Genomic DNA, 25,159 nt, shown 5'->3' with positions numbered 1-25,159 from the left:
ACTATAAATTTAAAAAATTTCACTGGTCGGTCTAGTGTTTATTTAAACGCCAGCAAGCACTCTCACACTCGCAACCTGGCGAACATACATAAACCAGTTAGCTTAAACCCGTTCGAAGGAATTTTGTTATGAGCAGTTATACCTCTCAAATTGATCGTCTTACTACACTGTGCCAGTCTCAGGGCAATGCATGGCAGGGCATTAACCCTGAATTTGCAACCCGCATGCATTTACAAAACCGCTTTAAAACGGGTCTGGATATCGCCAAATATACCGCAAAAATCATGCGCGAAGACATGGCAGCTTATGATGCTGACAGCAGTCAATATACGCAGTCTCTGGGCTGCTGGCATGGCTTTACTGCTCAACAAATGATGATGGCCATCAAACGTCACAATAAAACCACTAAGCGTTCCTATGTATATCTGAGTGGCTGGATGGTCGCTGCGCTTCGCTCTGAGTTCGGCCCGCTGCCTGATCAGAGTATGCACGAAAAAACCGCTGTGCCTAAGCTGATTGAAGAGATCTACACCTTCTTAAAACAAGCCGATGCACGTGAACTCGACCACCTCTACAAAGCACTGGATGAAGCCAAGGCACAGGGCGGTGATGTACAAGCAATCACAGCACAAATCGATAACTTTGAAACCCATGTGGTGCCTATCATTGCAGATATCGATGCCGGTTTTGGTAACGAAGAAGCCACTTACCTGCTGGCCAAGCAAATGATTGAAGCGGGTGCCTGTGCCATCCAGATTGAGAACCAGGTATCAGATGCCAAACAATGTGGCCACCAGGCAGGTAAAGTCACAGTACCTCATGAAGACTTCCTGGCAAAAATCAATGCGGTACGTTACGCCTTCCTCGAGCTGGGCGTAGAAGAGGGCATTATTGTTGCGCGCACTGACTCTTTAGGTGCCAGCCTGACTCAAAAAATTCCGGTCTCGAAAACGCCTGGCGATCTGGCCAGCCAGTACAATGCGTTCCTGGATACCACAGTGATCTCAAGTGCTGCCGATCTGGAAGAGGGGGATATGGTGATTAAGCAGGAAGGTGAACTGCGCAAGCCGGTGCGTCTCGACAATGGCCTGTACCAATTCAAAGAAGGTACCGAAAAAGACCGCGTGGTGCTCGATTGCGTTACGAGCTTACAATCAGGCGCCGATCTGTTGTGGATTGAAACCGAAAAGCCCAATGTAGAGCAAATTGCTGAGCTGGTTAACCGCGTACGGGAGCAAGTACCGAACGCCAAACTGGTTTATAACAATTCACCGTCATTCAACTGGACCCTGAAATTCCGTGAACAGGTTTATGCAGAATGGCAGGCACAGGGTAAAGACTTATCTGCTTATCCGGATCCCAACCAAGATCCTAAAGCGTTAATGGCACCAGAGCTGGATCAGTCAGAACTGGCAGCTGAAGCAGATACAAAAGTACGTACCTTCCAGCGTGATGGGGCTGCTCAGGCCGGTATTTTCCACCACCTGATCACTTTACCTACGTATCACACAGCGGCACTGAGTACCGATATTCTTGCAGAAGGCTATTTTGGCGACCTGGGTATGCTTGCATACGTCCGCGATGTTCAAAGACAAGAGATCCGCCGCGAACAGGCGTCAGTGAAGCATCAGGATCTGGCAGGCTCTAATATAGGTGACACGCATAAAGAGTACTTCAGCGGTGAGAATGCGCTGAAAGCCGGTGGCGAAGCCAACACCATGAACCAGTTTTAATTGTCATAAAGTTCCTTAATCAAGCAAGGGCCTTCGGGCCCTTTTTTAGATCACGTTTTTACCAGCTTTGGGGCGTCATGGTTGCCTATGCTCCCAACTCCCCACACCGAGTGCCAATGCTCAGCGAGCTGACTTCTATTATTATCAGCCAGGTAAATAACGGATCAACATTTTACCTGCGCGGGCAATCGAGATCAGAATTTTATCAGCAGGGTGATATTTAGAAGTTTTACCGAACGGGAATAACAAAGAAGCAGGCTTTGCGCCCTGTTTCAGCCTAAAAATAGGAAAAAACCGTAAATTTTTAGCTGAAAAATTCGACTAGGCGCAATAATAAATACGTCTCAGGCCACATTTTTACTAACTCCTATATCCATAAATCAAATTTTTACTAAGTCAGACTTTAGATAGAACAAAATTTTACTAACTAGACAAGCAACAAATCATCTTTTTACCAACTCAGCAAACTGTAAACCCCCTTTACAACTCCATAATTGCCCCACAATTATTTCATACTCTGAAAAAAGTCTTATGTGCCACTTAAAAATTATGAAAAAAATACTGCTTCAATCAGCCTTTGCGTTACTCAGTATAGTCTCTGTAAATGCTCAGGCTACTAGCTCGACAATCACTTTGCCGGAAATCAAAAAGCTTGAGTTATCGGGCAATTACGAGCAGGCACTGAGCAGTCTGACCCCATTTTATAACCACTCGGATCACCTGAAGCAATTAAATGCACGCTTTGTTGAAGCGAAAATCTATCGCAAACAGGGTAAACACCAGCAAGCCATTGATGCGCTGGGCAGGCTATCAGAAAAGTTTCCGCTGGATATCGATAATCAGTTTCAGCTTTATAAAGAGCTGGGGATCAATTACCGACGCATGGGTAAGCTGGATGAAGCTGAAACTAACTACAAACAGGCATTAAATACAGCTAAAGCCATGAATAATAGTGACTTAATAGGTCAAAGTTATTCAAACTTAGGCACCTTGTATGACTATAAGAACGAATTGGCAAAGGCCATGCAGTTCCAGCTCAAGGCCAGAGATGCACTTAAAGGCAGCCAGCTCCACGGGGTAGTCGCAAACAACTTTTATAACCTGGGTGATATGGCAATGCGCTTTAACGACCTGGAGCAGGCTGAATTCTTTTTTACCAAGGCCCTGATAGCAGATAAGAAAGCAGGTGAGTTGAGCCACATTGCCGGTACAGCACTGAGACTGGCTCAGGTTACATCGAAACGAAAAAACTACTTACAGGCAGTTGAAAAAGCCACCGAAGCAATTGAACTATTGGAACAAATCCCGGCCAATGTCAGCCTGGCTCGTGCCCATCAGCTGATCAGTGGCGCTTATCTGAAGCTGGAAAAAGGCGATAAAGCCGAAGAGCACGCTAAGTTATCAATGCACTACGCCTCGCAAAGTGATGATCAGAGCCAGAATTTTCACGCACATGTGACTATGGCCAGAGCCTACTTATACCTGCAAAAATCTGAGCTCGCACGCCCACACTACGAGTGGCTGACACGTTTTATGGACGAAGAAGAAGAGAATTCCTACACATCTCAGCTTTACTATAACCTGAAAGCCAAGTTTGACTTTCAACAAGGTCGCCACCAGGAAGCGTATGAAGCCCTGATTCAGGCAAATACTTTTTTTGCTCAAACGATTGAAAAAGCCAACTCAGAGCAGGCACTTACCCACAAGCGCACCATAGATACGGTGATGCAGCAGCAACGTCTGGATGACTCAGAACATCACCGCAAGCTGACGGAAAGTCAATTGCGCAATGCGCAGCTCATGCAGCGTATGTGGCTATTTGTTGCCTTGACCTGCTTATTGTTGGGTATTTTAATCAGTTATATTTTGTACAGTAAAAATAAAACCGCACGCCTGAAAGCAAACCTGTATCAGCAAAACCTCAAACAAAAAGATCAAATGCTGGCCGACATTTCTCACGAACTCAGAACCCCGTTGAGTGTACTCAAACTGCATATTGAGGCTTTGGAATATAACCTGCTTGATGACGATACCCTAGCATATAGTAAAATCAATGAGAAAATATCCCAGCTTAATCACCTGATCTCAGACGTTTATCAACTTTCTCAGGCTGATAACCAGGCCATGGTTGTTAACAACCAACCTTATTGCACCCGAACACTTGCCGACAGTTACTGTTATGACATTAAGCGACTGGTGAAAAGCAATGGGCTGCATTTTAGTGCTGATATTTCGATCCCCACAGATGCCAGTGTATTAATAGACAAACCCAAACTGGACAGAGTCATAGATAACCTGGCAAAAAATGCCTGCCTGTACACAGACAAGCCAGGCCAGGTACGAGTAAAAATCCGACAAAACTGCGAAGGATTGATCATTCAGCTGGAAGACTCATCTCCGGGTGTTTCAGACAATGAGAAACCACGCTTATTCGAACGCTTATACCGGGTAGAAAGCTCGCGAAGTCGCGCGACAGGAGGGTCAGGTCTGGGGCTATCCTTATGTAAAAGCCTGGTGGAATCCATGGCAGGTGAAATTGAGCTCAGGGATAGCAGACTAGGGGGCCTGTCTGTTCGGGTGACATTGCGTCAAGTTGCGTCCGAGTTACCTGCTAAAAAGCACAGTAACAGTCAGGTAAGTGCTTGATCTCGTGATAATTCAGGTCGTTAGATAACTGACGACCTGACCTTATAGGGATCAGTAAGACATGCAGTTAATTTAACTGACCGACAGCAACAAGCCTCAGCTTGCCATTCACTTTGACAAATGTCGCACCAGAGTAGTAACCCTGTCCATTACCGATATTGAGTGGTTTGTTAAGGTACATATGCTGACCACCAACAAACTGACATCCCCAGGTAGAACCTTCTACATATAAAATACTGCCATCTGAGAACTCACTGGCATCCAGCTCACACCCGATACGATTAGCACCATTCCCATTGATGCTGACCGTATGACTGGACAGAGGAACTGTGATCACCTGCTCGTCACCGTGTAATACACAATCAAACACGCCGATGTTGTCTAGTTGATTGCCACCCAAAGAGGTGTCTATGCTGGAACCCGAATACAGCTTTACGGGCGCAACAGCGCTCTGGTTCACGGTTGATTTTGCGGTCAACATACTGGTGTGTAATTGCCAGGGCTCGACAAAGGTCACGGTATCACTTCGTACCGAAGAAGAGTGGGAAACTAGCTTACCTTCAGATGAAAAACTCGCATAAGTCATTGTTGCTGATGCAGATTGTAGTTCAATGGTATTCTTAATATCCACAGCCTGTGTGCTACTCTGTCCGACTATATTCAAAACAGAGTTGTAAACAACCACAGGAGAAAGTAGCGTGCCAGAATCAACAAAAGCCAGGTAACTGTTGCCACTACAACTATGGCGGAAAGTACCGTCGTCATATTGCGTGTCAGTGGAGAGCAAAATCGCTGAATCAACCATGGCATTTGCGCCATATGATGATCCATTTCCGTTCAGAAGCCTGGCATACTTGAGCTCGACTTCAGAACCCATAGACTCAGCCAGAATACAGGTGGCAGCATTACCGTTGGAAGCATCAAATGTAATATTAACGCCATGCACTTTTGCCCCCCGATGCGCCGCTATTAGCTCAGAGACTGGCTGTGAACTGGCTCTCAGGGTTAAATCCTGAAAGGCCACCTGTGCAGACTGACCCGTTACATAAACAACCGCGGTTGAATAACCAACAGCAGAATCCAACACCACTTGTGCATTTAATGCAGCACGGATCACTACGCCACCAGACATAGTGTTGCCAGTACGAGTAGTGCGGCTTACGATCGTTTTTCCGTTACACATCAGTAGTGCAGGTCGGCCAAATTGACTGGCAGCGTTAGATGGACGTGATGATGTATTGTATATACCTTCGGCAAGTTCTATCGTTTGCTGATGCAGAATGACATCAGGCAGATTGTCCCAGGCAGCTTGCGGAGTCGCAAAGGGTGCGTCCATTGAGCCATCATTGTTATCACTGCCCGTGAGTGCGTTCACATACCAAACTTTCTCACCTTCCGTTACCGAAGGCGAACTTTTGCTAGGTACAACAACCTCCCCAGTGCTTGCAGACACAGCACCAGAGGCTCCAGCCAGCCCTACCAATCCAGCCGACGCGATGAAGCGACGACGACTAAAATCATTATTATCGTTCATTAGTTCCCTCAATTACATTATGTAGAGTCGTACAGAATATAGCCTGACGTTTAAGGGAAAGGTACACCATCCGCATACAAGTGTTTGTTTTAATTTGTTACCAGGTGGCAATAGTGCCTGTATTATTTAAGAGCAAACAACACATGGTCGATAATCCTCATCAAAAAAGCTGATGCTAATTTCTTACCCACCACATAAACCAATTAATTTAATCTTTTCTTAACTGCTCCGATCAGAGAGAACAAAAGGTGGCCTCCATTTTCTTTCCACAATGATTGGTTTTAATAAGCAATATACACGGGAGGAATAGTCTATGACACAGCGTACTATGAAACACAATGAATGGGTAAAAATTGTTGAATCCAGACATCGTCAAAAAAAGCAAAACACGACAGTAAAAACCACATTACCGATCTGGTCTATGTTACTGGGTGGCTTTATCATTCTTTCTGCTGCATGGTCTTATTTTGTTGATAGCTCATCTGAAGAAGTTCAGATCGCAGCGATTGATTCAAGCGCCCAAAAACGTATTACGCGCTACTTTTCTAAGCAGTTCATGATGGGCAGCTGGAAATTCAATAATATTGATTTTAAAAGTGGCGAGCTAAATGTATTTATTCAGATCCCAACCAAATTGGCGATGTCTGAAAATGAAGTTAAAGAATATATCCGCAACTCGTTATGTCCTGCAGCCAACAGTAGAGTGTGGCAAGATGTACAAAATAACGACATGTATATTTACTTATATACAGATATGCCTCGCAGGGGCAAGTACGCTTTGTGTAATAGCTGATCATACGTAAATAAAAAGGGGCCATCAGGCCCCTTTTTTATTGTCTTACATATCAGGTTAACGTCGATTATCTACTCAAAAATAAAGCCATATATTAATAACTGCATTGCAAGCCACTTTATATCAGCAGAACATGTGCCCAGATTAGAGCAAAGACAACAAGTGGAAAGGTTGAACAGCAATAGCGCTTAAGACCGGACACATTACACTGCTTATTAAATTACCTGATACTGAAAATGCTTCCTGCTTATCTAATGGTAAACGTTGATAGCCTGAACTTTCGGGTAACTAGTTCCCCAATTTGAAAAGCAACCATTTCCGTAAATCGCAACATTCTTACCGGCCATAAACGCGGCAAGCAACGTTGAATAATGCCTCTTTCCACCTTCTGTACTGGTATCTATCCAGACAATTTGCTTTTGAGCACAGCCAATATTGTTAGCATCGTTTGCTGAAAAATAAACCCTCACTCCCATGGGCTCTGAATTTATAAAGTCGACACGTGCACTTCTATCTTTTGTTACCCATCCCGATGCTGACAGCGCGCTAAAACTGGTCGCAGCCAATAAAGCGCCAAAAATTACTTTTTTCAAATTTGTCCCTTATTTAAATTATCAATAAAAATTAGCAAAAATAATACCGTAACCATATGAGGTACGCAAAATTAAAAGCAGTTGTTGTTACTTTATTGTCTATTACTCCAACTCAAGCTTTGCTTTTTCAGTTAACTCGCTCGGTAGCTCGCGAGACACTGAGACACCCAGTTCTTTAAACTCCGAAGCCTGTTTAATCAAATTCCCTTTTCCGCTGTAGAGCTGAGCCATTGCTTTATCGTACCCTTCACGAGCCTTATCAAGCTGTTTTCCAACCCCTTCTAAACTATGCAAAAACGCATTCAGCTTGCCATAAAATTTTTCTGCACGCAGTGCCAGCTCTTTACTGTGTTTACTCTGTTCTTCAAAACGCCATAACTGTTTGACGATATTCAGACTCGTCAGTAATGTCGTAGGGGTAGCAATCAGCACTTTATTCTCTAGCGCATACTGATATAAATCGGGCGCATACTTGATAGCCTCAACAAAAGCAGATTCAACCGGAATAAACATAATGACCACTTCTGGCGAGTTCAAACCCGGCAATCGCTCATAAGATTTATCCCCAAGCTCTTTGACCCGGGCTTTCACCGCTTCAACATGTGCCACAATGGCCTGATTAGCGTCGCTATCTCGCTCCGCGTTTACATAACGGGTATAAGCATTCAAAGACGTTTTAGCGTCGACAACCAAATGACGCTGTTGTGGAAGGTAAACGATCACATCGGGACGATATTTACCTTCTTCGGTAGAAAAGCTGACTTCGCGCTGATAATCGTTGCCCGGGCGCAAACCTGCGCTGTCCAGTACGTTCTCTAACATCAGTTCGCCCCAGTTACCCTGAGTTTTCTTTTGTCCCTGTAGCGCATTAGTGAGTTTACTGGCCTGCTCGGTAATGGCCTGATTGTTTGCCTGCAAGTGCAATAACTCGGTACGTAGCGCCGCTCTTTGTTTCAGCTCTTCGCTATGAATAGCCTCCATTTTATCCCGAAAGCCTTTGAGCTCTCCCTGAACGGGTTGTAATAACTGAGAAATTTTGTCCTGACTGTGGCGAGCAAACTTTTCACTTTTATCTTCAAAAATCTGTGTGGCCAGGTTTTCGAACTCCTGCTTAAGAACTAACTTAGACTGCTCCAGCTGTGTCAGCTGCGCATCAAAAGACTGCTGTTTCTGTACCAGCGTGGTTTTGACATCAGTTAGTTCAAGTTCAAGGCGATGCGCATATGCTTGAGTATCCTGCGCCATGTCTTCGGCTTTTTGCCAGCGCGTCTGTAATTCGTTGGCCTGGCTTTGTTTTTCAGCCAGTCTTGCTTGAAGCTGCTGGCAATCACCGTGTAGTTGCCAGTGTTGAGTCTGTGCCTGTTTTAGTTCATCACTGCGCTGTGCGAGCTGCGCCTGTAACTGCTCGTTTTGCATCTCGAGCTGTTGCCGGCATGTCGCACTTCTTTGCCGAATCAAAAAATAAAGCGGAGCAAAAATACATGAAGCAAGTACAGTGCCTGTACCAAGTAAAGTAAAAATATGAGCGGGAGAGAGGGAGACTAAACTAGACCAAAACATAGGCATTCTCTTGATGTGACTATGTTTAGATAATATCAATTACACAGCCTAAATGCCTATTATATTGTGCTTTTCCAGAAATTAGTTTTAACAAGATGCGGCGCATGCGCGCCGTCTTTTATGCGTCGAGCTGTTGCTCATTGAAGCGATAACCTGCGCCATACACTGACTCGACTATCTTGGGCGAACAATCGATTTGCTTTATCTTTTTACGAATATTTTTGATGTGGCTGTCAATCACGCGATCGGAGATATCAAAGTTATCAGGCTGAATATGGTCCAGGATCTGCTGACGCGAAAACACGCGGTTCGGAGACTGATACAACATGGCAAACACATCAAACTCAACTTTTGTCAGAGACAATGTGTTGCCTTTGATAGCGACAATGAGCTGATCAACATCGACGACGACTGCGGCTTCCTGAGCGGCGCTAGGAGCGCCCTGACAGCGACGTAGTATCGCTTTGATGCGCATGACCAGCTCAGCGGCACTGAATGGCTTACAGACGTAATCATCGGCACCAAACTCCAACCCCTTCAAACGGTCAGCCTCAGATACCTTAGCTGTGAGCATGACGATAGGAACCATAGAAAACTCGCGGATCTGTCGCATGCATTCAACACCATCCTGATTTGGCAGCATGATATCCATTAGAATGGCTTCAGGGTTATTTGCTCTCACCCAGTCGACCACCAGAGCACCATCAGCAATATGAGAAATTTCGAATCCAGAAGCTTTAAAAAACAGCATTACCTGCTCTGCAATATCGTAATCATCCTCAACGATAAGAATATGGTGCTTTGAAGTCATTTAGCCTCTCGATTTAGCCTTAAGTTGTGAAAGCTGCCTTTTAACCTGACCTTTTAATTTATCTGACAGTGTTTCGTCAAACAGCAGCATGGTCAAAATACTCGCCAGATCTTCTGAACTGGCTACCTCATTCAGTAGATCATAATCACACTGTGACTGAGGTTCAATAAAGTTTAACTGTGAAATTGTATTTTCGTAGCACAACATAGCTCGCCCCTTGAGTCCATCACGTCCTAATTCGCCAATATGGTCATTAAAGTAAAACAATGTGGATCAAATATGGAACAGCTAAAAAATGCACAAAAAAAAGCCGGTTAACTGTTAACCGGCTCGATACAATACTTGTATTTAATAGGGGGAAATCAACAATATGCTTACTACACACTAGGCGTTAACAACAAGCATAATGATAGACCTCACCGGGTTCTAAAAAGTTCAGAAAAAAATTAGTTTTTTATCATTTCGAGCATTTGCGCTTCATTGAACTGGGTCAAATTCACTCCTGCATCGGCAAATAATGCATCGACCAACGCCTGCTTGTCTTTTTGCATTTGATAGACTTTTTGCTCAATCGAGTTAGCAATGATCAGCTTGTAGACGAATACAGGCTTATCCTGGCCAATTCGATAGGCTCTGTCGGTTGCCTGATTCTCAACGGCGGGGTTCCACCAGGGATCAAAATGGATCACTGTGTCAGCCTGGGTCAGATTCAGACCCGTCCCACCCGCTTTAAGGCTGATCAGAAAAACATCGACCTCTCCTTCAGTGAACTTTGCAATCACCTTGTCCCGCTGGCGCGTTTGCCCCGTGAGCATGGTGAAAGGAATGTTTAACCCGTCGCAATGGCTGGCTATCATATCGAGTACACTGGTGAACTGGCTGAAAATAATCACCTTACGACCCTCTTCGAGGAAGATCGGTAAGTGACTAGACAACCAATCAAACTTAGCGCTGTTAAATGGCTGCGTTTTGTCTACCAGACTAGGATGGCAACAAATCTGACGTAGCTTTAACAAGGCATCTAAAAAGGCCAGCTTGCTGCGCTCAACACCCTGCTCTTTGAATAAATCAAGCAGGCTTGATTCAACCTTAGCCTGAACCTGGTTGTACATGTCTGCCTGATCACCACTGAATTCAAGCTTCTTAACCAACTCAGTTTTCGCTGGTAGCTCCCGCACAACCTCTGACTTTGTTCGACGCAGAATAAAAGGCGCAATCAGAGACTGTAACTCTTTAGCGCGCCGGGTATCGTTTTCTTTCTCAATGGGATGTTGAAAGTAATGCTTAAATTGTTGTTTTGTACCCAGTACATCAGGCATCACAAAATCGAGCAGCGATTTAAGTTCGAGCAAATTATTCTCAACAGGAGTACCACTTAGGCACAACTTAAATTCCGCTGATAGCTGTTTAACACACTTGGAAATTTGCGCCGTCTCATTTTTGATGTACTGCGCTTCGTCGAGCACAATAGAGTCAAACTCCAGCTCGGAATAGTGCGCCAGGTCGCGTTTTAATAAAGGATAAGTGGTAATGATAAACCGTGCGTTAGCCACCTGATTGAGTTGCTTGTCACGCTGAGCACCATGGACCGTCAACAAGGGAAGATGTGGCGCAAAGCGGCGGAATTCGTTTTGCCAGTTCCCAACCAGACTGGTTGGGCACACTATCAAAGACGGCTTTGTCACCAGAGTGTTATGCTGGGAAATGAAATAAGCGATCACCTGAAGGGTTTTACCCAGGCCCATGTCGTCGGCGAGGATCCCGCCCAGCTGATGACGGTTCAGAAATCTTAGCCAATCCACCCCCTGAACCTGATAATCACGCAGCGTGAAATGTTCACCCGTGCTGGATACACCCATAGCACCCGAGGCGTCCGGTTTACTTAGCTCTTCCAGATAATCTAGCAGGCGAGGGTCGTCCGACACACTTTCAACTGCTCCAAGATCAAATAACTTACTGGCATAGGAGAGCGGGAACTTGAACTGCGAGCTTGATAGATAATAACTAAACCGGGATTTAAGCTGCAATAACTCATCATACACCGCCTTAGGGATAGCGTAGAATTGCTCTGCGATGTTTATGTACTGGTAAACATTGGCCAGAGAATTCACTTCATGAGACGGTACTTTATCCCAATCAAGCGTAACCAGCTTATCATCAAACAGCACACGACCAATGACATGATGTTTCTTATCCCGTTTAAGTACCAGGGTAACTTTAGGGGTCAATACCGGACGACCACCTTGTAGCTCGTCAACCTGCCATAGCTTGCTTTGCAAGTAAGGGCGGACTTCGCTATTGAACCAATGATATGTCACATCATCATCATGCGGCAGTACAAAGTGATTTTGCTGTGCGGAAAACCCAAGCCCATTTAGCATTTTTTCACAACGATTAAGTTGCTTAGCTTTTGAGTGACGGCCTTCTTTATCGAGTAGGGACAATGCCAGTTTCAAAGGGGCGCCAGGCTCTATGCTTAACTTGGCCACCAGCTTATCTTTGTTGACCAAATGCTCGTGTCCCTGAGGCGGTGGAACTATGTTATCGGCAAAAACATCCTGAAAGCGTTTTATCACCGCTTCAATCTTCGTCGCGTTGATAAGTGGCATGGTATGCAGGTGCGCAATCTCCTGGGCACTTAACTCAGACTCAATACGGCCTAACACCATATTCTCAGTGTCCAGATAAACTGGGGGATCTGTTTTAATCAGTTGCCATTGCTCCACTCCGGTTAAATAACTGGTGAGCCGATATTCATCTCGCTCCTTTTCCCAGCCAAACTCCAGATGCTGCTTATGACCAAATGCGAGAGGCTTGCGACTGCTCTGATAAAAACAACGCTTGCTCTGCACCAACTGTTGTAAGGCAGAAAAGCCCCAACTCCCGGAAAGTTCAAAGTGGCCTGGTGTATTTTGCGAACGGATCCAGGAAAATAACCTGAAATCGCTCTCTAATATATCTTTTGGCGGCACTTGGCTATTAAGTTGATGCTCAGTCAATGCACGACCCAACGGATATATTCCGTCTGGCTTTTGTGGTGTGGTTTTAGGATTAACCAGTAACTCATTACCACGTGATTCAAGCACGAATAGCAATACATTGGTCACGTCCAGATCATTGACCTGCTGCAATTGAGCCAGCTCATTAAACCAATCATTGACCAGGTAGGACTCACCAAAGCCACCGGAATGATCGATTTTTAGTTTAAGCAACACCGCTGCGATATGACGGCACTTTGGATTATTTGAACAAGTACATTGTGCCTCAACGGATGGGGTGCCTTTTACCTGTTCAATCTTGATATGCTGAGTAAAGGTGTTACCAAAGTTGCCCATGACCTGGGCGTCTATTTTAGTAAAATCTTCAGAGTGCTCCAAAAAGCAGATCTGCTCATCGTGCAAATACTGTTTAGCCTTGCTTAACAAGGCAGCATTAAAATACTGTTTGAGAAATCGCTCTGACAATGGAAACTGAGTCGACTGTTCCTGCTTAATTTCCTCAAATAGTGCTAGAAGTTGCTCTTTAGATAACTGCGAAGACATTCGTTTACAATAAAAAAGACGTAAAAGAGCAGTATATGAAATTACGTATTTGAGCTAAAGGGCAAAATGGCGATAAATTGGGAAAAAATGACTGGTTGGATGACAACTGACGCGGGAAAGTACGAAAAACGGCCGATAAATCCGGCCGTTAGTGATTAATTAAAACTTGCGAGTAATTTCTCTAATTGCTCCAGACGTTTTTCTGTCATAACGCGATCATCTATTTTTACCGTAATGGCGCCACTTTTAATGTTCTTTTGCACTTTGACATAGTCATTTTCGAGTAATGCGATATTTCTGGCTTCAGCCTTAGAAAAGGTCGTCAGATAGTTGGTGAGCAATACCGCACGCTTCTCGTCACTTACCGGATCTGTGGTGAGTTGCTCAGGATTGTATTCAGCCACTTTCTGTTTAAACGCGTCGTTATGATCCTGGATCGCAGCAATTAGCTTTTTAGCGGCTTCCCGACCTAAATGGTTTGCAGTCGGATACAGGCCCACTACGTCAACAGGGATCTGCTCAAAAGCTTTTAAAGAATCTGCGATGGCTGTGTGTGATAAGCCTTCGATTGCCGCAATTTCACGATATGAGCCTTTCTTTCCTTGCTGGATAAGTGCCTGCTTTGTCTGAGAAAAAGCTTTGCCCTGCTCCCATAAGCTAGGCGCAATATACTGGTCCGAAGACACAGACAATACTTTTGCGTCTTCATCAGTGAAATCTGCAGAAGTCAAAATTACATAATCAGCGCCACCCAATAAACAGGCTTTTCTACGTCTGGAGCCCGATAAAACCTCATGCACAGGACCCTTTTCCCAACACAAAGCGGGATGCAAATTTCGCTTATCAGATTCGATCGCAGGTAAAATATCAGCAACTGAACGTTCATTCAGCAGTGTTTGGTCACGTCGGTTATCACCATAAACCCGGGTGCTCTGAGTAATCTCATTATGTTTGATCACCTTACAGATCAAAGTGATCGTTCTATTTGGATCGCTAGGAGCCGGCATAGTGATCACATCGCCTACTTTGGCCTGATCTAAAAGATCATCCAGGCTACTTCCTTCAACGGGTGTTGCAAATGGGTCGATGCGAGTGTCGTTTTTACGTTTTCTAGCCATGAAATAGTTTACCTGCTTACTGATCGAGTGATGACTGAGTTGAAGGCCAATTTGAACGGATCAACATTTCGAGTTCATCAACCACGTCTTTAATGTTTTCTTGAGATTTGATCAACGACTCACGACTTGCCAGTGAATCTGACGTTTTCTGATCGAATATTGTATTGAACGAAGAAGAGCTCGCCGTAATCGCAGAGCTATGGTTAATAGGATAACTCATTACCTGGCGGCCAAAGGCGCTACGAACATCTTTAACTATGTCCCGCTGAGAATGGTTACCTTTCACATAGTTAGTTACCAGGAACTGCATAAAGTCCCAACCTTCATGTCCAAGTGCAGCCACCGTATGGTAAATTTCACCCAATCGCTTTAGATATTTATTATTCGCATCGAAGTCGACCGCTTCTGGGTGCACAGGTATTAGCATCGCCGTAGACGCCATCAATGCATTGTAGAACATGAAATTAAGAGAAGGGGCTGTATCTATCAGGATAATATCAAATTGCTCTGAAACTGGCTCTATGACCTTCTCTTTTAACTTATGGTAGTGACGGGTTTGAGTGTAGCTTGAGGACTCTTTTAGTTCTGTGGCTGTCTCATGCTCAAAATAAAAATCGTCCATTCCTGATGGTAATACACGAATATTTGGAATATGTGTTTCTCTGAAAGCATCGGACACTAATTGATCCCATGTTTCACCTTCGTCGAGCTCAATACAATCCCGCATTAGATCGCCGACAGTAATGGGTTCTGGATCTTGTGAAGGAAAAAAGCTTGATGATGATCCTTGAGGATCCAAATCAATGATCCCGATGCGATAACGTTTAATATTTGTTGTTGCGAGCGCTGCTGCAATATTCACCAAGCTAGTTGTTTTACCACACCCACCTTTTAAACTATTGATTACGATAACCTGAAGTTTATCCTCAGATTTTCTATGATCAGCCTGGATCCCCAGAATTTCAGCCATCGAAAAGATATTAGCGAGTGTATAAGCATAATGACCATTTGCGCCTTTCTGAATTGCCAGGTGGTCAAAATCACCTTGATCATGACGCCTTTTTAGTGTTCTGTTATTTACACCGAGTAAATCAGCCGCTGCTTTTTGTGTATAGGTGCGAAGTTCTTTATCTTCACTTTTTAGGTGCGCACGATAATGCTGAATCCGGCCTTCAAGGGATTTTTCAGCGACTTCAGCGGTTGCTTTCAGCAGCCGGTACGTAGAGAGCGCGTTGCTATTGATAGACATACGTTATTTCCTTCAAATGATGGCTATTATTATAATGTCCATTACTTTTGCAGTAAACATAAAAAAACAAAGACATCCATATTGATTGCTTGCTTAAAGAATAAATAAATAAGATTAGAATTGGTTAGATCTATAGGTATTAAAGGCTAAGGGGTCTATAAACAAACTTATCCTATTGTTTTTATTGAATATATATATTAATAGTTGGATCAAGATAATACTTGGTTAAGATCAGATCTTTGCGTACTTATAGATCGTGTTTTTACCAACCTGCTTCCAAAAAACAACGGTTATCACAGCTTATGCACAACGTTATCCACTTTTTGAGGTGCTTAGATCCATATTTTACTAAGTTATTTCATAGAGTTATACACTTTTATAAGATCCTTAAGGTGTTTCAATCGGTATAGATCTGATCTCTACTTAGAATAGATCGGATCCTTACTAGCTGGATCGTGTTTTATCCACAATGACTCAAAGATGAGGCTACATTTGGCTGACCTGAACATGAAACTAAGGGGTTTTAAGGGGATTTCGAGCAGCAGTTGGTATAATATGGATCCTGAATTATGCATCAGTTAGTAAAAAATTGATCTCATCTTGGTTTTTTTGCCTAGATCACTTTTTTACTAACTTAAACAATTAACTTTTGATCGTGAATGTGTTGTCATTAACCGTCACAGAATTCTGGAAGTAATAAAATGAGCCGCAAGGTAAACATCTCCGTTGATAATTTACCTGATTCCCTTAGAGGTCAGATCCATGGTGTTGAAAGTGCAACTGATAACGAGAGTTTAGCGTTGTTCACTGATAACAAAGATGTACGCGTTTCGCTGGAAAGTCCTAACCATGGTTTGCGAGCTTACTCTAACACCTTTAATCACTATGATCTTTGGGGTCGCTTTGTTCGCTCTGGTTACAAAAAATTACCTCTAGAAGAGGCTCCAAAGAAAACAATTATTTCCAGGCGTATTTCTGAAAAGGTCGATGGCATACTGTATGACGGTGAATTAAAAATCACTCCTGCGGTTGTGAGTAGTAAAAAAGATGGCGAAGAAGCTGAGTTCTTAGTCTGGCCATCGGACAGAGAAGAGAAGGTTGAACGGGCACTAATTCGTCTTGCTTCGAAAGGTAAGATAGTCAAAATAAATTTTAAGTCCGGTATTCAATATGCGGTAATTTTTTCTATGAATGAGTTGGCCCAAGAGCTAAAAGCTGTAGGTCAATCAATGCCTTACCCACAGATTAAGGAGTCTTTAGAGGCGCTTCAAGGGTCTAAACTTTCGTTCAAATATCGGGCTACGGACACTAAAAGTACAGATATTGATGACTCTTTTTACGAGTCAAATATGAACTTTTTGTCTTCTTTGCATTTTAGTGGAAAGAAAGGTCAGGGCGGAAACGTAAAATGTGTAGCCTGTCTAAATGCTTTCGTTCATAACATGATCGATAATTTAGAATATAAAGGCTACTACTTCAACAGCGCACAAGAGCTTAAACGTGGTTTATCACGTTGGATGATGCTACGTCTATATCATTTGTGGAGATATGCCGCGCCTGGTAAAACGTACCATTTTCGACTTTTATCCATTATGGAAAAGTATGGTTCTATCTATCCAGACGATGAAATAACCGACAATAAATTGAAAGCGTTACGCAGAGATATGACTACAACTATGAAAGACCTGATCGAAAAAGGGGCGATATCTGAGTACCATATTTCAAATGTAAAAGATGATAAAAGTGGCAAAATCATCGATTATGTGTACGAAATGCACCCATCTGCACAGTTCTGTGACGAAATATTAGCATTAAACAAACATAATAAGCGTATTGAAATTCAAGGTGGTAAGCGCATTGTTGAAAATGCTGAAATCATCGATGAAGATACCCTTGAAGAAATAGTTAAAAAATAGCCTGTAGATAAAGTAAGCTTTTAGCTTGGTTTGATCTATAAAGAACGCTTGATTATGTTAAATAGTGATATTTTGTTTTATATTTATACAATCCCCTTAAAAGATTGTACACAATGTACCGTTTTTCTGCTTATCTAAAGGTTCTTTTGATTAAATATGTATAAATGTGTTTGTTTTTTAGACCAATCAATATAAAAGCTTATAAGTAGTAGCATATATTCATTCATTTATGATGTGTTCTTTCGTGATTGCTGGTTATTCTTTGCCAGGCCGCAGGGGACTGAATCTGGTGGAAATGACTATCACTATTTTGGCTTTTCTGACAGGATCAACAGCTCTTAAATCTTGGGTAACTGTTAGGAGGGAGCAAGGTGTAGTGGTGTGCGTTGAAAATGTTCTTATTACTTACACCAATGATGTGTTCTTTTGTGGTTGCTGGACATCCCTTTACATTTGGTAGTATGGGACTGAATTCTGTGAAAATAGACATCACGGCTTTGGGTTTTGTGACAGGATAAACAACCTTTGTATCTTGGGTAACTGTTAGGAGGGAGCAAGGTGTAGTGGTATACGTTAAAAATGTACTTATTATATATTTCAATGATGTGTTCTTTCGTGATTGCTGGTTATTCTTTGCCAGGCCGCAGGGGACTGAACCCGGCGAAAATGGACATCACGGCTTTGGGTTTTGTGGCAGGATAAACAGCCCTTGTATCTTGGGTAACTGTTAGGAGGGAGCAAGGTGGAGGGGTGTGCGTTGAAAATCTCCTAATTATACAATTCAATGATGTGTTCTTTCTGGGTTGCTGGATATTTTTTGCTAAGCCGTAAGGAACGGAAACTGGCGACAATGACCATCATTGCTTTGGCTTTTCTGACAGGATCAACAGCTCTTAAATCTTGGGTAACTGTTAGGAGGGAGCAAGGTGGAGGGGTGTGCGTTGAAAATCTTCTTAATACTTATATCAATGATGTGTTCTTTTGTGGTTGCTGGACATCCCTTTGCATTTGGTGGCATGGGACTGAACCCGGCGAAAATGGACATCACGGCTTTGGGTTTTGTGGCAGGATAAACAGCCCTTGTATCTTGGGTAACTGTTAGGAGGGAGTAAGGTGGAGGGGTGTGTGTTGAAAATGTTCTTATTACTTATATCAATGATGTGTTCTTTTGTGGTTGCTGGATATCTTTTGCTAAGCCGTAAGGAACGGAACTTGGCGACAATGACCATCATTGCTTTGGCTTTTCTGACAGGATCAACAGCCCTTGTATCTTGGGCAACTGTTAGGCGGGAGCAAGGTGGAGGGGGGGTGTTGAAAATGTTCTTATTACTTATATCAATGATGTGTTCTTTTGCGGTTGCTGGACATCCCTTTGTATTTGGTGGCATGGGACTGAACCCGGCGAAAATGGACATCACGGCTTTGGGTTTTGTGGCAGGATAAACAGCCCCTGTATCTTGGGTAACTCTTAGGCGGGAGCAAGGTTGAGGGGTGTGCGTTGAAAATCTCCTTATTATATAATTCAATGATGTGTTCTTTTTGGTTGTTGGATATCCTTTGCTTTTGGCAGCATGGGACTGAACCCGGCGAAAATGGACATCACGGCTTTGGGTTTTGTGGCAGGATCAACAGCCCTTGTATCTTGGGTAACTTTCAGGAGTGAGAAGGGGGCTGTGGTGTCTGTTGAATATATTTTCGTTATTTAATTTTCATGATGTGTTCTCTTTTGGTTGCTGGACATCCTTTTGCATTTGGTGGTATGGGACTGAACCCGGCGAAAATGGACATCACGGCTTTGGGTTTTGTGGCAGGATAAACAGCCCTTGTATCTTGGGTAACTGTTAGGAGGGAGCAAGGTGGAGGGGTGCGCGTTGAAAATGTTTCTATTACATATTTTTATGATGTGTTCTTAATGGTTACTGAATATCCTTTGCTAGGCCGTAAGGGACAGAACCTAGCGAAAATGGACATCATTGCTTTGGCTTTTTTTATAGGATCAACAGCCCTTGTATCTTGGGTAACTGTTAGGAGGGAGCAAGGTGGAGGGGTGAGCGTTGAAAATGTTCTTGTTACAAATTTATATGATGTGTTCTTCATGGTTGCTGAATATCCTTTGCTAGGCCGTAAGGGACGGAACCTGTGGAGATTGGCTGTCACTATTTTGGCTTTTTGACAGGATCAACAGCGCTTGTATCTTGGAAAACTTATAGAAGGGAGAAACGTGTAGAGTTATGTGCTGTGAAAACAGGTATGTTACTTCCAATAATGATGTGTTTTATGTGGTGACTACTTATCTATGTGCGGAATCGCTGTGGCATTTGTAACCATGAAATGTCATTCGGTGTGAGATATTTGTGTATTGAGAAATTGTCACTTCAAAGCTTTATTTGTAAGTGCTCACTTCATAATTTGAAGCCATTTGTTCGACTTCTAAAGTTAAATAGTAATCTTGTACGGATCAAACGAGTCTATGCAAGGCCAAGATATTGTTGTTAACGTAGTAAAGAACGAGCACATTTCAAACGAAATGTCATATGTAAGTATGTATTTACTTACATAAATGGGAGATATGTGTTTGCCTACAAGCGTGTTGGATTTGATTTAAAAAAGAATCTTATTCGATTAAACTAATCCAATAGCAACTTTCATCTAGAGCCTAAAGGTATCTAAGCATATAGAAAAGGTCGAGATAACATGGAGTATCTGATATTTTTATTACGTAATTAAATTATACTTTTATCTTACTGTAAAGATCTAATCAAAAGGTATTAATTTTTCTGAGCTTATCTATAAAAATCACATCAGGCCAATACAGTTAACCAAAGCGATCTTTATAGAACTGAGATAAATTTTTCTTTTTCCAAAACACTCTAACTGCTTATTACGTTTTCCAGATGACCACAATGAAATGTTTAGCTTTTATACAGAACTTAAATAAGGTTAACTATTAATCGTTTCCAAATAGATTCTTTCTATCAGGTAATTGTATTCCTTTTTTCTGGGGTCGTTGCTGTCACGACTATAATTTTTTAATTCGCCAATCTTAGTTTCTTTTTGAGGGTTTAGCAAAACAAAAGGTAATGCGCCGCTAACGTGATATCTATTTTTGGCGCTAAAACGGACATTTACTTCCGGGCTAACTCTTGTAGGACGTCTGATCCTCAACTTTGCAGAATCAGGGAGGCTGGAAACTCTAACACGTTCTTGCTCTACAATTGACTGCCAATTATTTTGATCAATTGCTCTTGGGTTCGTGTACTGGGAAGACCTTTGAAGTATATCTAGAGCAGCTTTTTTTGAAAGTGTTTTGGTAGAATGTTTGGTCATCCAGGTGAATCGAACTGAATAGGGAACAGCTTCCTCGAAATGTATTTTTCTATATGCAGCGAGCGTGACTAAACTGGGAACGGCACTGTGCACAGCTTCAAATCTTGCATCGTTATTTGTAATTTCAAGAATCAGTTCTTTGAAGGCATCCTTTGCTAAATTTATTTCAACCAATCTATTCCGTATCTCATTTTTGGGATCATTAACCAGAAGTATCCCGGGATGTCTTGTGAGAACTTTGCCACTTTCTTTTTTATCAAGAAAAAGATCTTTATAAGAAGAGATGCTATGGTTGGATGCATCCTGGCCTGTTAATTTTTCCACATGGATACTATCAGGTGCCGAGAGCTCGTCTTTTTTTTGTACTGGAGGCAATTTGAAATAGTAAGCTTGTGTCACGTCTGCTTGTTTAATTTCTTCACAAAATAAAGAGATTTGCTCAAAAAGGTAATCAAAATGAGAGCGTATAGAAAGCTTGCTTTTCATAATTTAGAGCCTGATTTTTAGGATAGATAAGCATTATACACTTTGTTAGTAGAAAACTTAATGAACATGTGATTTTGATAAACGTTTTTCTAGTTTTACTAATTTGCTGAAATAGTAATGTATGATGTGTTCCTTTTTATAATAAACATAATTGGTCACTTAAGCAATATTAGTCCATCTTTATTACCTCTCATCTATGTCCATCATTTAACACTAATTCGACTAGCTAAATTTTGTCCCAGTAGTGCAGGAAGTAAGGTTAATATATGAATTGGCAGATACTTAGCTTGAGATATATATCTGGTTTTATAGTAAGGGGACATATAGATACATAAAAATATGATTGTGATGTATCTAAGTAGAAACTTTATTGAGATATTGTAATGAGCAAAGCACTGTATTTTAAGTTTAGTTATTCTTAACGATATAGAAATTACTGAGTTTACGGGTTCTCTATATTTTTCAACAGTTTCAATAATAATCAAAATACTGATAAAAGGCTTTCTCATTAAATGTTACGTAGGTACAAATTTAAGCAAAGCTAAAATTTTTAACGTTGTACCGTATTCGTCGTTGTTGTTTAACTTTATATGGTGTTTTTTCTTAGAACATCAGACTAACTTAACCTTAAACGATCAGATCTCAAATGCATAAGCCGAGGTTGAACTTTTAAAACAAGCGTACCACCAACTAGCGCTATTATAACAAAGCTCTCATCGCGATAAGCAACACCGAACTTTTTCTGAGACGCAATTGAACAGTGCAAAACACACGGCACCACTCCTGTAAAGGGCGAAAAAATTAATTCTCTAAGCTCTGGCAGTTCCCTTCTGACCTTCGTCCTGTGAATTACAGGTATTGAATTATAGTTGATAGTAACGGTTAAGAGCCTTCGAAAACGGCGCGTGCTATGTAAGCACGAATAAATGCCGTAACTGAGGAAGGGAATATCTGGTCGACAACGTAAACTCGTAGCAAATCGTAGGCGCTGAGTTGCCCAAAATTTCTGTCGCGGATTCAGGAGTTCCGGGTGGCTTAACGATTGAATCAATGTTTAGCGAGATTAGCTCCATTAAAGCTGATGGTTTTACTGGAGTAAGCAGCCAAGAATCGATAAAAACAGCTGCTTGGTTTTCGAAGTATGTTGAAGCGAAGCTACTAAATTGTATGTCTGAATACCAGGTAAAAAGCTGACAATAACAGTGTCATCAGTAGCTATCTGGATTTGACCAGTAAGGCCTCTAATTTCGGTCACTTGTCTGATGTCTATGCTTCTAGCATTGATCATATAGCACTACTTTTTTAAAGCTTACTAATCTTGGAGACCTATCAGAAAGTAATGCATATTTAACATAATTCCAATGTTCTATTTTTGGTATCGGATATTTCCGAGGTTAAGAACAAAGGAGAGGAAAACTGAGCTTTCCGGAGACTTGTTTTTTAAATATGCAGTTGCTGAGTATCTTTTTTTTTTGTTTATAGTATGATGTGTTCTTTGTTTTTTGAATTATCCTTTAAATTCTTCGAAAGATCCTTGAAGCATCAGCGTCTATAAGGTACCTTGCCTTTGAGGTAACTAATGAGGAATGAGGAAAAAATATGAAGCCTTGGAGTCCAGATAGCTGGAGAGATCACCCGATAGTTCAGCAGCCTGAATACCCAGATAAAATTGAGCTAGAGTCAGTAGAGAAACAAATTAATGCTGCTCCACCTTTGGTGTTTGCTGAGGAAACACGTAGCCTTTATAAAAGCCTGGCAGACGTATGTGAAGGTAAAGCATTCTTACTACAAGGAGGCGATTGTGCGGAATCCTTTGCAGACTTTAGCGCCACTAATATCAGAGACACATTTAAAACACTCTTGCAGATGGCGGTCGTTCTTACATATGGCGGAAAATGCCCGGTTGTCAAAATAGCAAGAATGGCTGGGCAATATGCTAAGCCAAGGTCTTCAGATTTTGAGACTATCAATGGCGTTGCTTTACCGTCATACCGGGGTGATATCGTCAATAGCTTCGAATTTACAGAAGAGGCGCGTATACCAGATCCCAAGAGATTGCTGACTGCATACCATCACAGCGCGTCTACACTGAACCTGTTGCGAGCGTTTGCACAAGGTGGTCTTGCGGACCTGCATCAAGTTAGCCGTTGGAATATGAGCTTCGTTGCAGCGAATCCAATGAAAGAAAAGTTTCAACAGCTTGCGAACCGGATCCAGGAAGCTTTAGAGTTTATGGAAGTATGTGGCATCGACGCCACCGTTGCGCCAAGCCTCAAAGAAACACATCTATATACGTCTCATGAAGCGCTGCTGTTAGGATATGAACAGGCACTTACTCGCCGTGATCACCTCAGTGGCGATTGGTACGATTGTTCAGCGCATTTCGTCTGGATTGGTGAAAGAACAAGGCAGCTAGACCACGCACATATCGAGTTTTTCAGAGGTATTAAGAATCCGATTGGTGTCAAGGTAGGCCCAGGTATGAAACCAGACGAGCTTATCCAACTTATCGACGCGCTCAACCCTGAGAATATCCCAGGTCGATTGACCTTAATAACTCGAATGGGTGCAGACATCTTGCCCGAAAAACTACCTGCACTAGTCAGAAAAGTTCAGGAAGAAGGCCGTAAAGTCGTCTGGAGTTCAGATCCGATGCATGGCAATACAGAAAAAGCCAGTACTGGATACAAAACTCGCAGCTTCAATAATATACTACGCGAAATCAGTCAGTTCTTCGCTGTACACAAAGCAGAGGGCTCTTATCCAGGTGGTGTACACCTTGAGATGACAGGTCAACACGTTACCGAGTGTATTGGTGGTGCTTACGGTCTTTCAGACGAAGACTTAGCCCAACGCTACCGTACTCAGTGTGACCCGCGCTTAAATGCAGATCAAGTTCTGGAGCTAGGCTTCCTGGTTGCAGACTTACTTAAAGACGCTAGAAATCGAGTCTAAAACACTAAAAAGGCCCTGCGGGGCCTTTTGTCTTAGTATTTACGTCTCTCCAGGTTTGTTTCTGACATGATCTTTGCAGAAATTTCTTCAACAGAGAATTTTGTTGAATTTAGGTAGGGGATCCTGTTTTTCTTAAACAGCATTTCAACTTCCCGCACTTCAATTCTGCATTGTCTAATGGATGCATACCGTGAATTGGCCATGCGCTCTTGTCTAATCGCTGACAGTCGCTCTGGGTCGATAGTTAAACCAAAAATCTTGTGCTTAAAGGCTGTCAGACATTTAGGCAGGGTACCTTTTTCCAAATCGTCTTCTGTCATAGGGTAATTAGCCGCTTTGATACCGTACTGTAAAGCAAGATAAAGGCTGGTTGGAGTCTTTCCGCTGCGGCTCACACCGACCAAAATGATATCCGCCTTTTCATAATCCTTAACATTTGCACCGTCATCATTGGCCAGAGCATAATTGACTGCATCAATCCTGAAGTCATAGGTAGCCTCATGAATGCTGTGTGTGCGATGTACTTTTGGAACAGGTGCAACTTTCAGTTCTCTTTTTACAATTTCACTAGAATAAGATAGGAAGTCATAGCACACGCCATCGGATGCCAAAATGATATCTGACAAAACGGGATTTACAAAAGTGAAAAATACCAGCGGTTTTTCGCCACTCGTTACCGCAGTCTCATTGATTAAATCTTTGATTTTTTCTGCTTTATCGACCGTTTCAACAAATGGAATGGTTTTATGATTAAAGTCCACAGGAAACATGGATAGGGTAGCATGGCCGAACACTTCTGATGTAATCGCCGTCCCGTCTGATATATAAAATGCAGTTCTCATTTTAACCTTTAAATTACTTTTTTAGTATTTTTTCGCGTCGCGGTTTACGTCGCT

17 protein-coding genes are annotated in these 25,159 nt (G+C 42.4%); 7 read left to right on the top strand and 10 right to left on the bottom strand.

What is annotated here, in order from left to right:
* Positions 1 to 128: 128 nt before the first annotated feature.
* Both QNM19_RS02020 and QNM19_RS02015 read left to right on the top strand, forming a co-directional pair.
* Entirely contained in the window at positions 129 to 1,733 is a 1,605-nt protein-coding gene (locus QNM19_RS02020) for an isocitrate lyase (RefSeq protein ID WP_049863264.1), read from the top strand.
* A 549-nt stretch (positions 1,734 to 2,282) separates the two neighbouring features.
* On the top strand, positions 2,283 to 4,379 hold the full coding sequence (locus tag QNM19_RS02015) for a tetratricopeptide repeat protein (protein ID WP_049863265.1): 2,097 nt from the start codon (positions 2,283 to 2,285) through the stop codon (positions 4,377 to 4,379).
* A gap of 67 nt (positions 4,380 to 4,446) precedes the next feature.
* Here the strand turns inward: QNM19_RS02015 and QNM19_RS02010 are convergent, their stop codons facing one another.
* Complete coding sequence (locus tag QNM19_RS02010; RefSeq protein ID WP_049863266.1) at positions 4,447 to 5,913, bottom strand: hypothetical protein; 1,467 nt, start codon at positions 5,911 to 5,913, stop codon at positions 4,447 to 4,449.
* 313 nt (positions 5,914 to 6,226) lie between these two features.
* Between QNM19_RS02010 and QNM19_RS02005 the strand changes: the two genes are divergently transcribed.
* Positions 6,227 to 6,706, top strand: a complete 480-nt coding sequence (locus tag QNM19_RS02005; RefSeq protein ID WP_010381364.1) for a hypothetical protein — start codon at positions 6,227 to 6,229, stop codon at positions 6,704 to 6,706.
* 251 nt (positions 6,707 to 6,957) lie between these two features.
* Here the strand turns inward: QNM19_RS02005 and QNM19_RS02000 are convergent, their stop codons facing one another.
* The 7 genes from QNM19_RS02000 to QNM19_RS01970 form a co-directional block, all read right to left on the bottom strand.
* Complete coding sequence (locus tag QNM19_RS02000; RefSeq protein ID WP_049863267.1) at positions 6,958 to 7,299, bottom strand: hypothetical protein; 342 nt, start codon at positions 7,297 to 7,299, stop codon at positions 6,958 to 6,960.
* Positions 7,300 to 7,401: 102 nt separating this feature from the next.
* Positions 7,402 to 8,859, bottom strand: coding sequence for a DNA recombination protein RmuC (locus QNM19_RS01995; RefSeq protein ID WP_284026246.1), 1,458 nt, complete (start codon positions 8,857 to 8,859; stop codon positions 7,402 to 7,404).
* Between the two features lie 118 nt (positions 8,860 to 8,977).
* The gene (locus QNM19_RS01990) at positions 8,978 to 9,670 is read right to left on the bottom strand and encodes a response regulator (protein ID WP_284026245.1); all 693 of its coding nucleotides are present in this window, start codon (positions 9,668 to 9,670) and stop codon (positions 8,978 to 8,980) included.
* Positions 9,671 to 9,877, bottom strand: a complete 207-nt coding sequence (locus QNM19_RS01985; protein ID WP_049863268.1) for a hypothetical protein — start codon at positions 9,875 to 9,877, stop codon at positions 9,671 to 9,673.
* Between the two features lie 239 nt (positions 9,878 to 10,116).
* On the bottom strand, positions 10,117 to 13,212 hold the full coding sequence (locus QNM19_RS01980; RefSeq protein WP_049863269.1) for a DEAD/DEAH box helicase: 3,096 nt from the start codon (positions 13,210 to 13,212) through the stop codon (positions 10,117 to 10,119).
* A 155-nt stretch (positions 13,213 to 13,367) separates the two neighbouring features.
* Positions 13,368 to 14,330: a transcriptional regulator gene (locus QNM19_RS01975; protein WP_049863270.1), complete on the bottom strand. Its 963-nt coding sequence runs from the start codon at positions 14,328 to 14,330 to the stop codon at positions 13,368 to 13,370.
* 16 nt (positions 14,331 to 14,346) lie between these two features.
* On the bottom strand, positions 14,347 to 15,579 hold the full coding sequence (locus tag QNM19_RS01970) for an AAA family ATPase (RefSeq protein ID WP_049863271.1): 1,233 nt from the start codon (positions 15,577 to 15,579) through the stop codon (positions 14,347 to 14,349).
* 701 nt (positions 15,580 to 16,280) lie between these two features.
* Between QNM19_RS01970 and QNM19_RS01965 the strand changes: the two genes are divergently transcribed.
* From QNM19_RS01965 to QNM19_RS01955, 3 genes are all read left to right on the top strand, one after another.
* Positions 16,281 to 17,495: a hypothetical protein gene (locus QNM19_RS01965; protein WP_049863272.1), complete on the top strand. Its 1,215-nt coding sequence runs from the start codon at positions 16,281 to 16,283 to the stop codon at positions 17,493 to 17,495.
* A gap of 1,125 nt (positions 17,496 to 18,620) precedes the next feature.
* The gene (locus QNM19_RS01960; protein ID WP_156202162.1) at positions 18,621 to 18,938 is read left to right on the top strand and encodes a hypothetical protein; all 318 of its coding nucleotides are present in this window, start codon (positions 18,621 to 18,623) and stop codon (positions 18,936 to 18,938) included.
* Positions 18,939 to 19,359: 421 nt separating this feature from the next.
* Entirely contained in the window at positions 19,360 to 19,668 is a 309-nt protein-coding gene (locus tag QNM19_RS01955) for a hypothetical protein (protein WP_049863274.1), read from the top strand.
* Positions 19,669 to 20,435: 767 nt separating this feature from the next.
* On the opposite strand, the gene QNM19_RS01950 is transcribed toward QNM19_RS01955, so the two are convergent.
* Positions 20,436 to 21,308 carry a DNA replication terminus site-binding protein gene (locus QNM19_RS01950; protein WP_284026244.1) on the bottom strand — a complete coding sequence of 291 codons (873 nt, stop codon included), beginning with the start codon at positions 21,306 to 21,308 and terminating at the stop codon, positions 20,436 to 20,438.
* A gap of 1,599 nt (positions 21,309 to 22,907) precedes the next feature.
* Here QNM19_RS01950 and QNM19_RS01945 point away from each other — a divergent pair.
* Positions 22,908 to 24,263 (top strand): class II 3-deoxy-7-phosphoheptulonate synthase, encoded by a 1,356-nt coding sequence (locus QNM19_RS01945; RefSeq protein WP_010381338.1) that lies wholly within the window; start codon positions 22,908 to 22,910, stop codon positions 24,261 to 24,263.
* 32 nt (positions 24,264 to 24,295) lie between these two features.
* On the opposite strand, the gene ppsR is transcribed toward QNM19_RS01945, so the two are convergent.
* Positions 24,296 to 25,105, bottom strand: a complete 810-nt coding sequence (gene ppsR, locus QNM19_RS01940; protein WP_049863276.1) for a posphoenolpyruvate synthetase regulatory kinase/phosphorylase PpsR — start codon at positions 25,103 to 25,105, stop codon at positions 24,296 to 24,298.
* Positions 25,106 to 25,159: the final 54 nt, after the last annotated feature.

It is taken from the genome of Pseudoalteromonas ardens (assembly GCF_030125445.1).
Classification (GTDB): domain Bacteria; phylum Pseudomonadota; class Gammaproteobacteria; order Enterobacterales; family Alteromonadaceae; genus Pseudoalteromonas; species Pseudoalteromonas ardens.
Note: the sequence above shows the minus strand (reverse complement) of the source record. Positions and strands in the feature narration are given on the sequence as shown.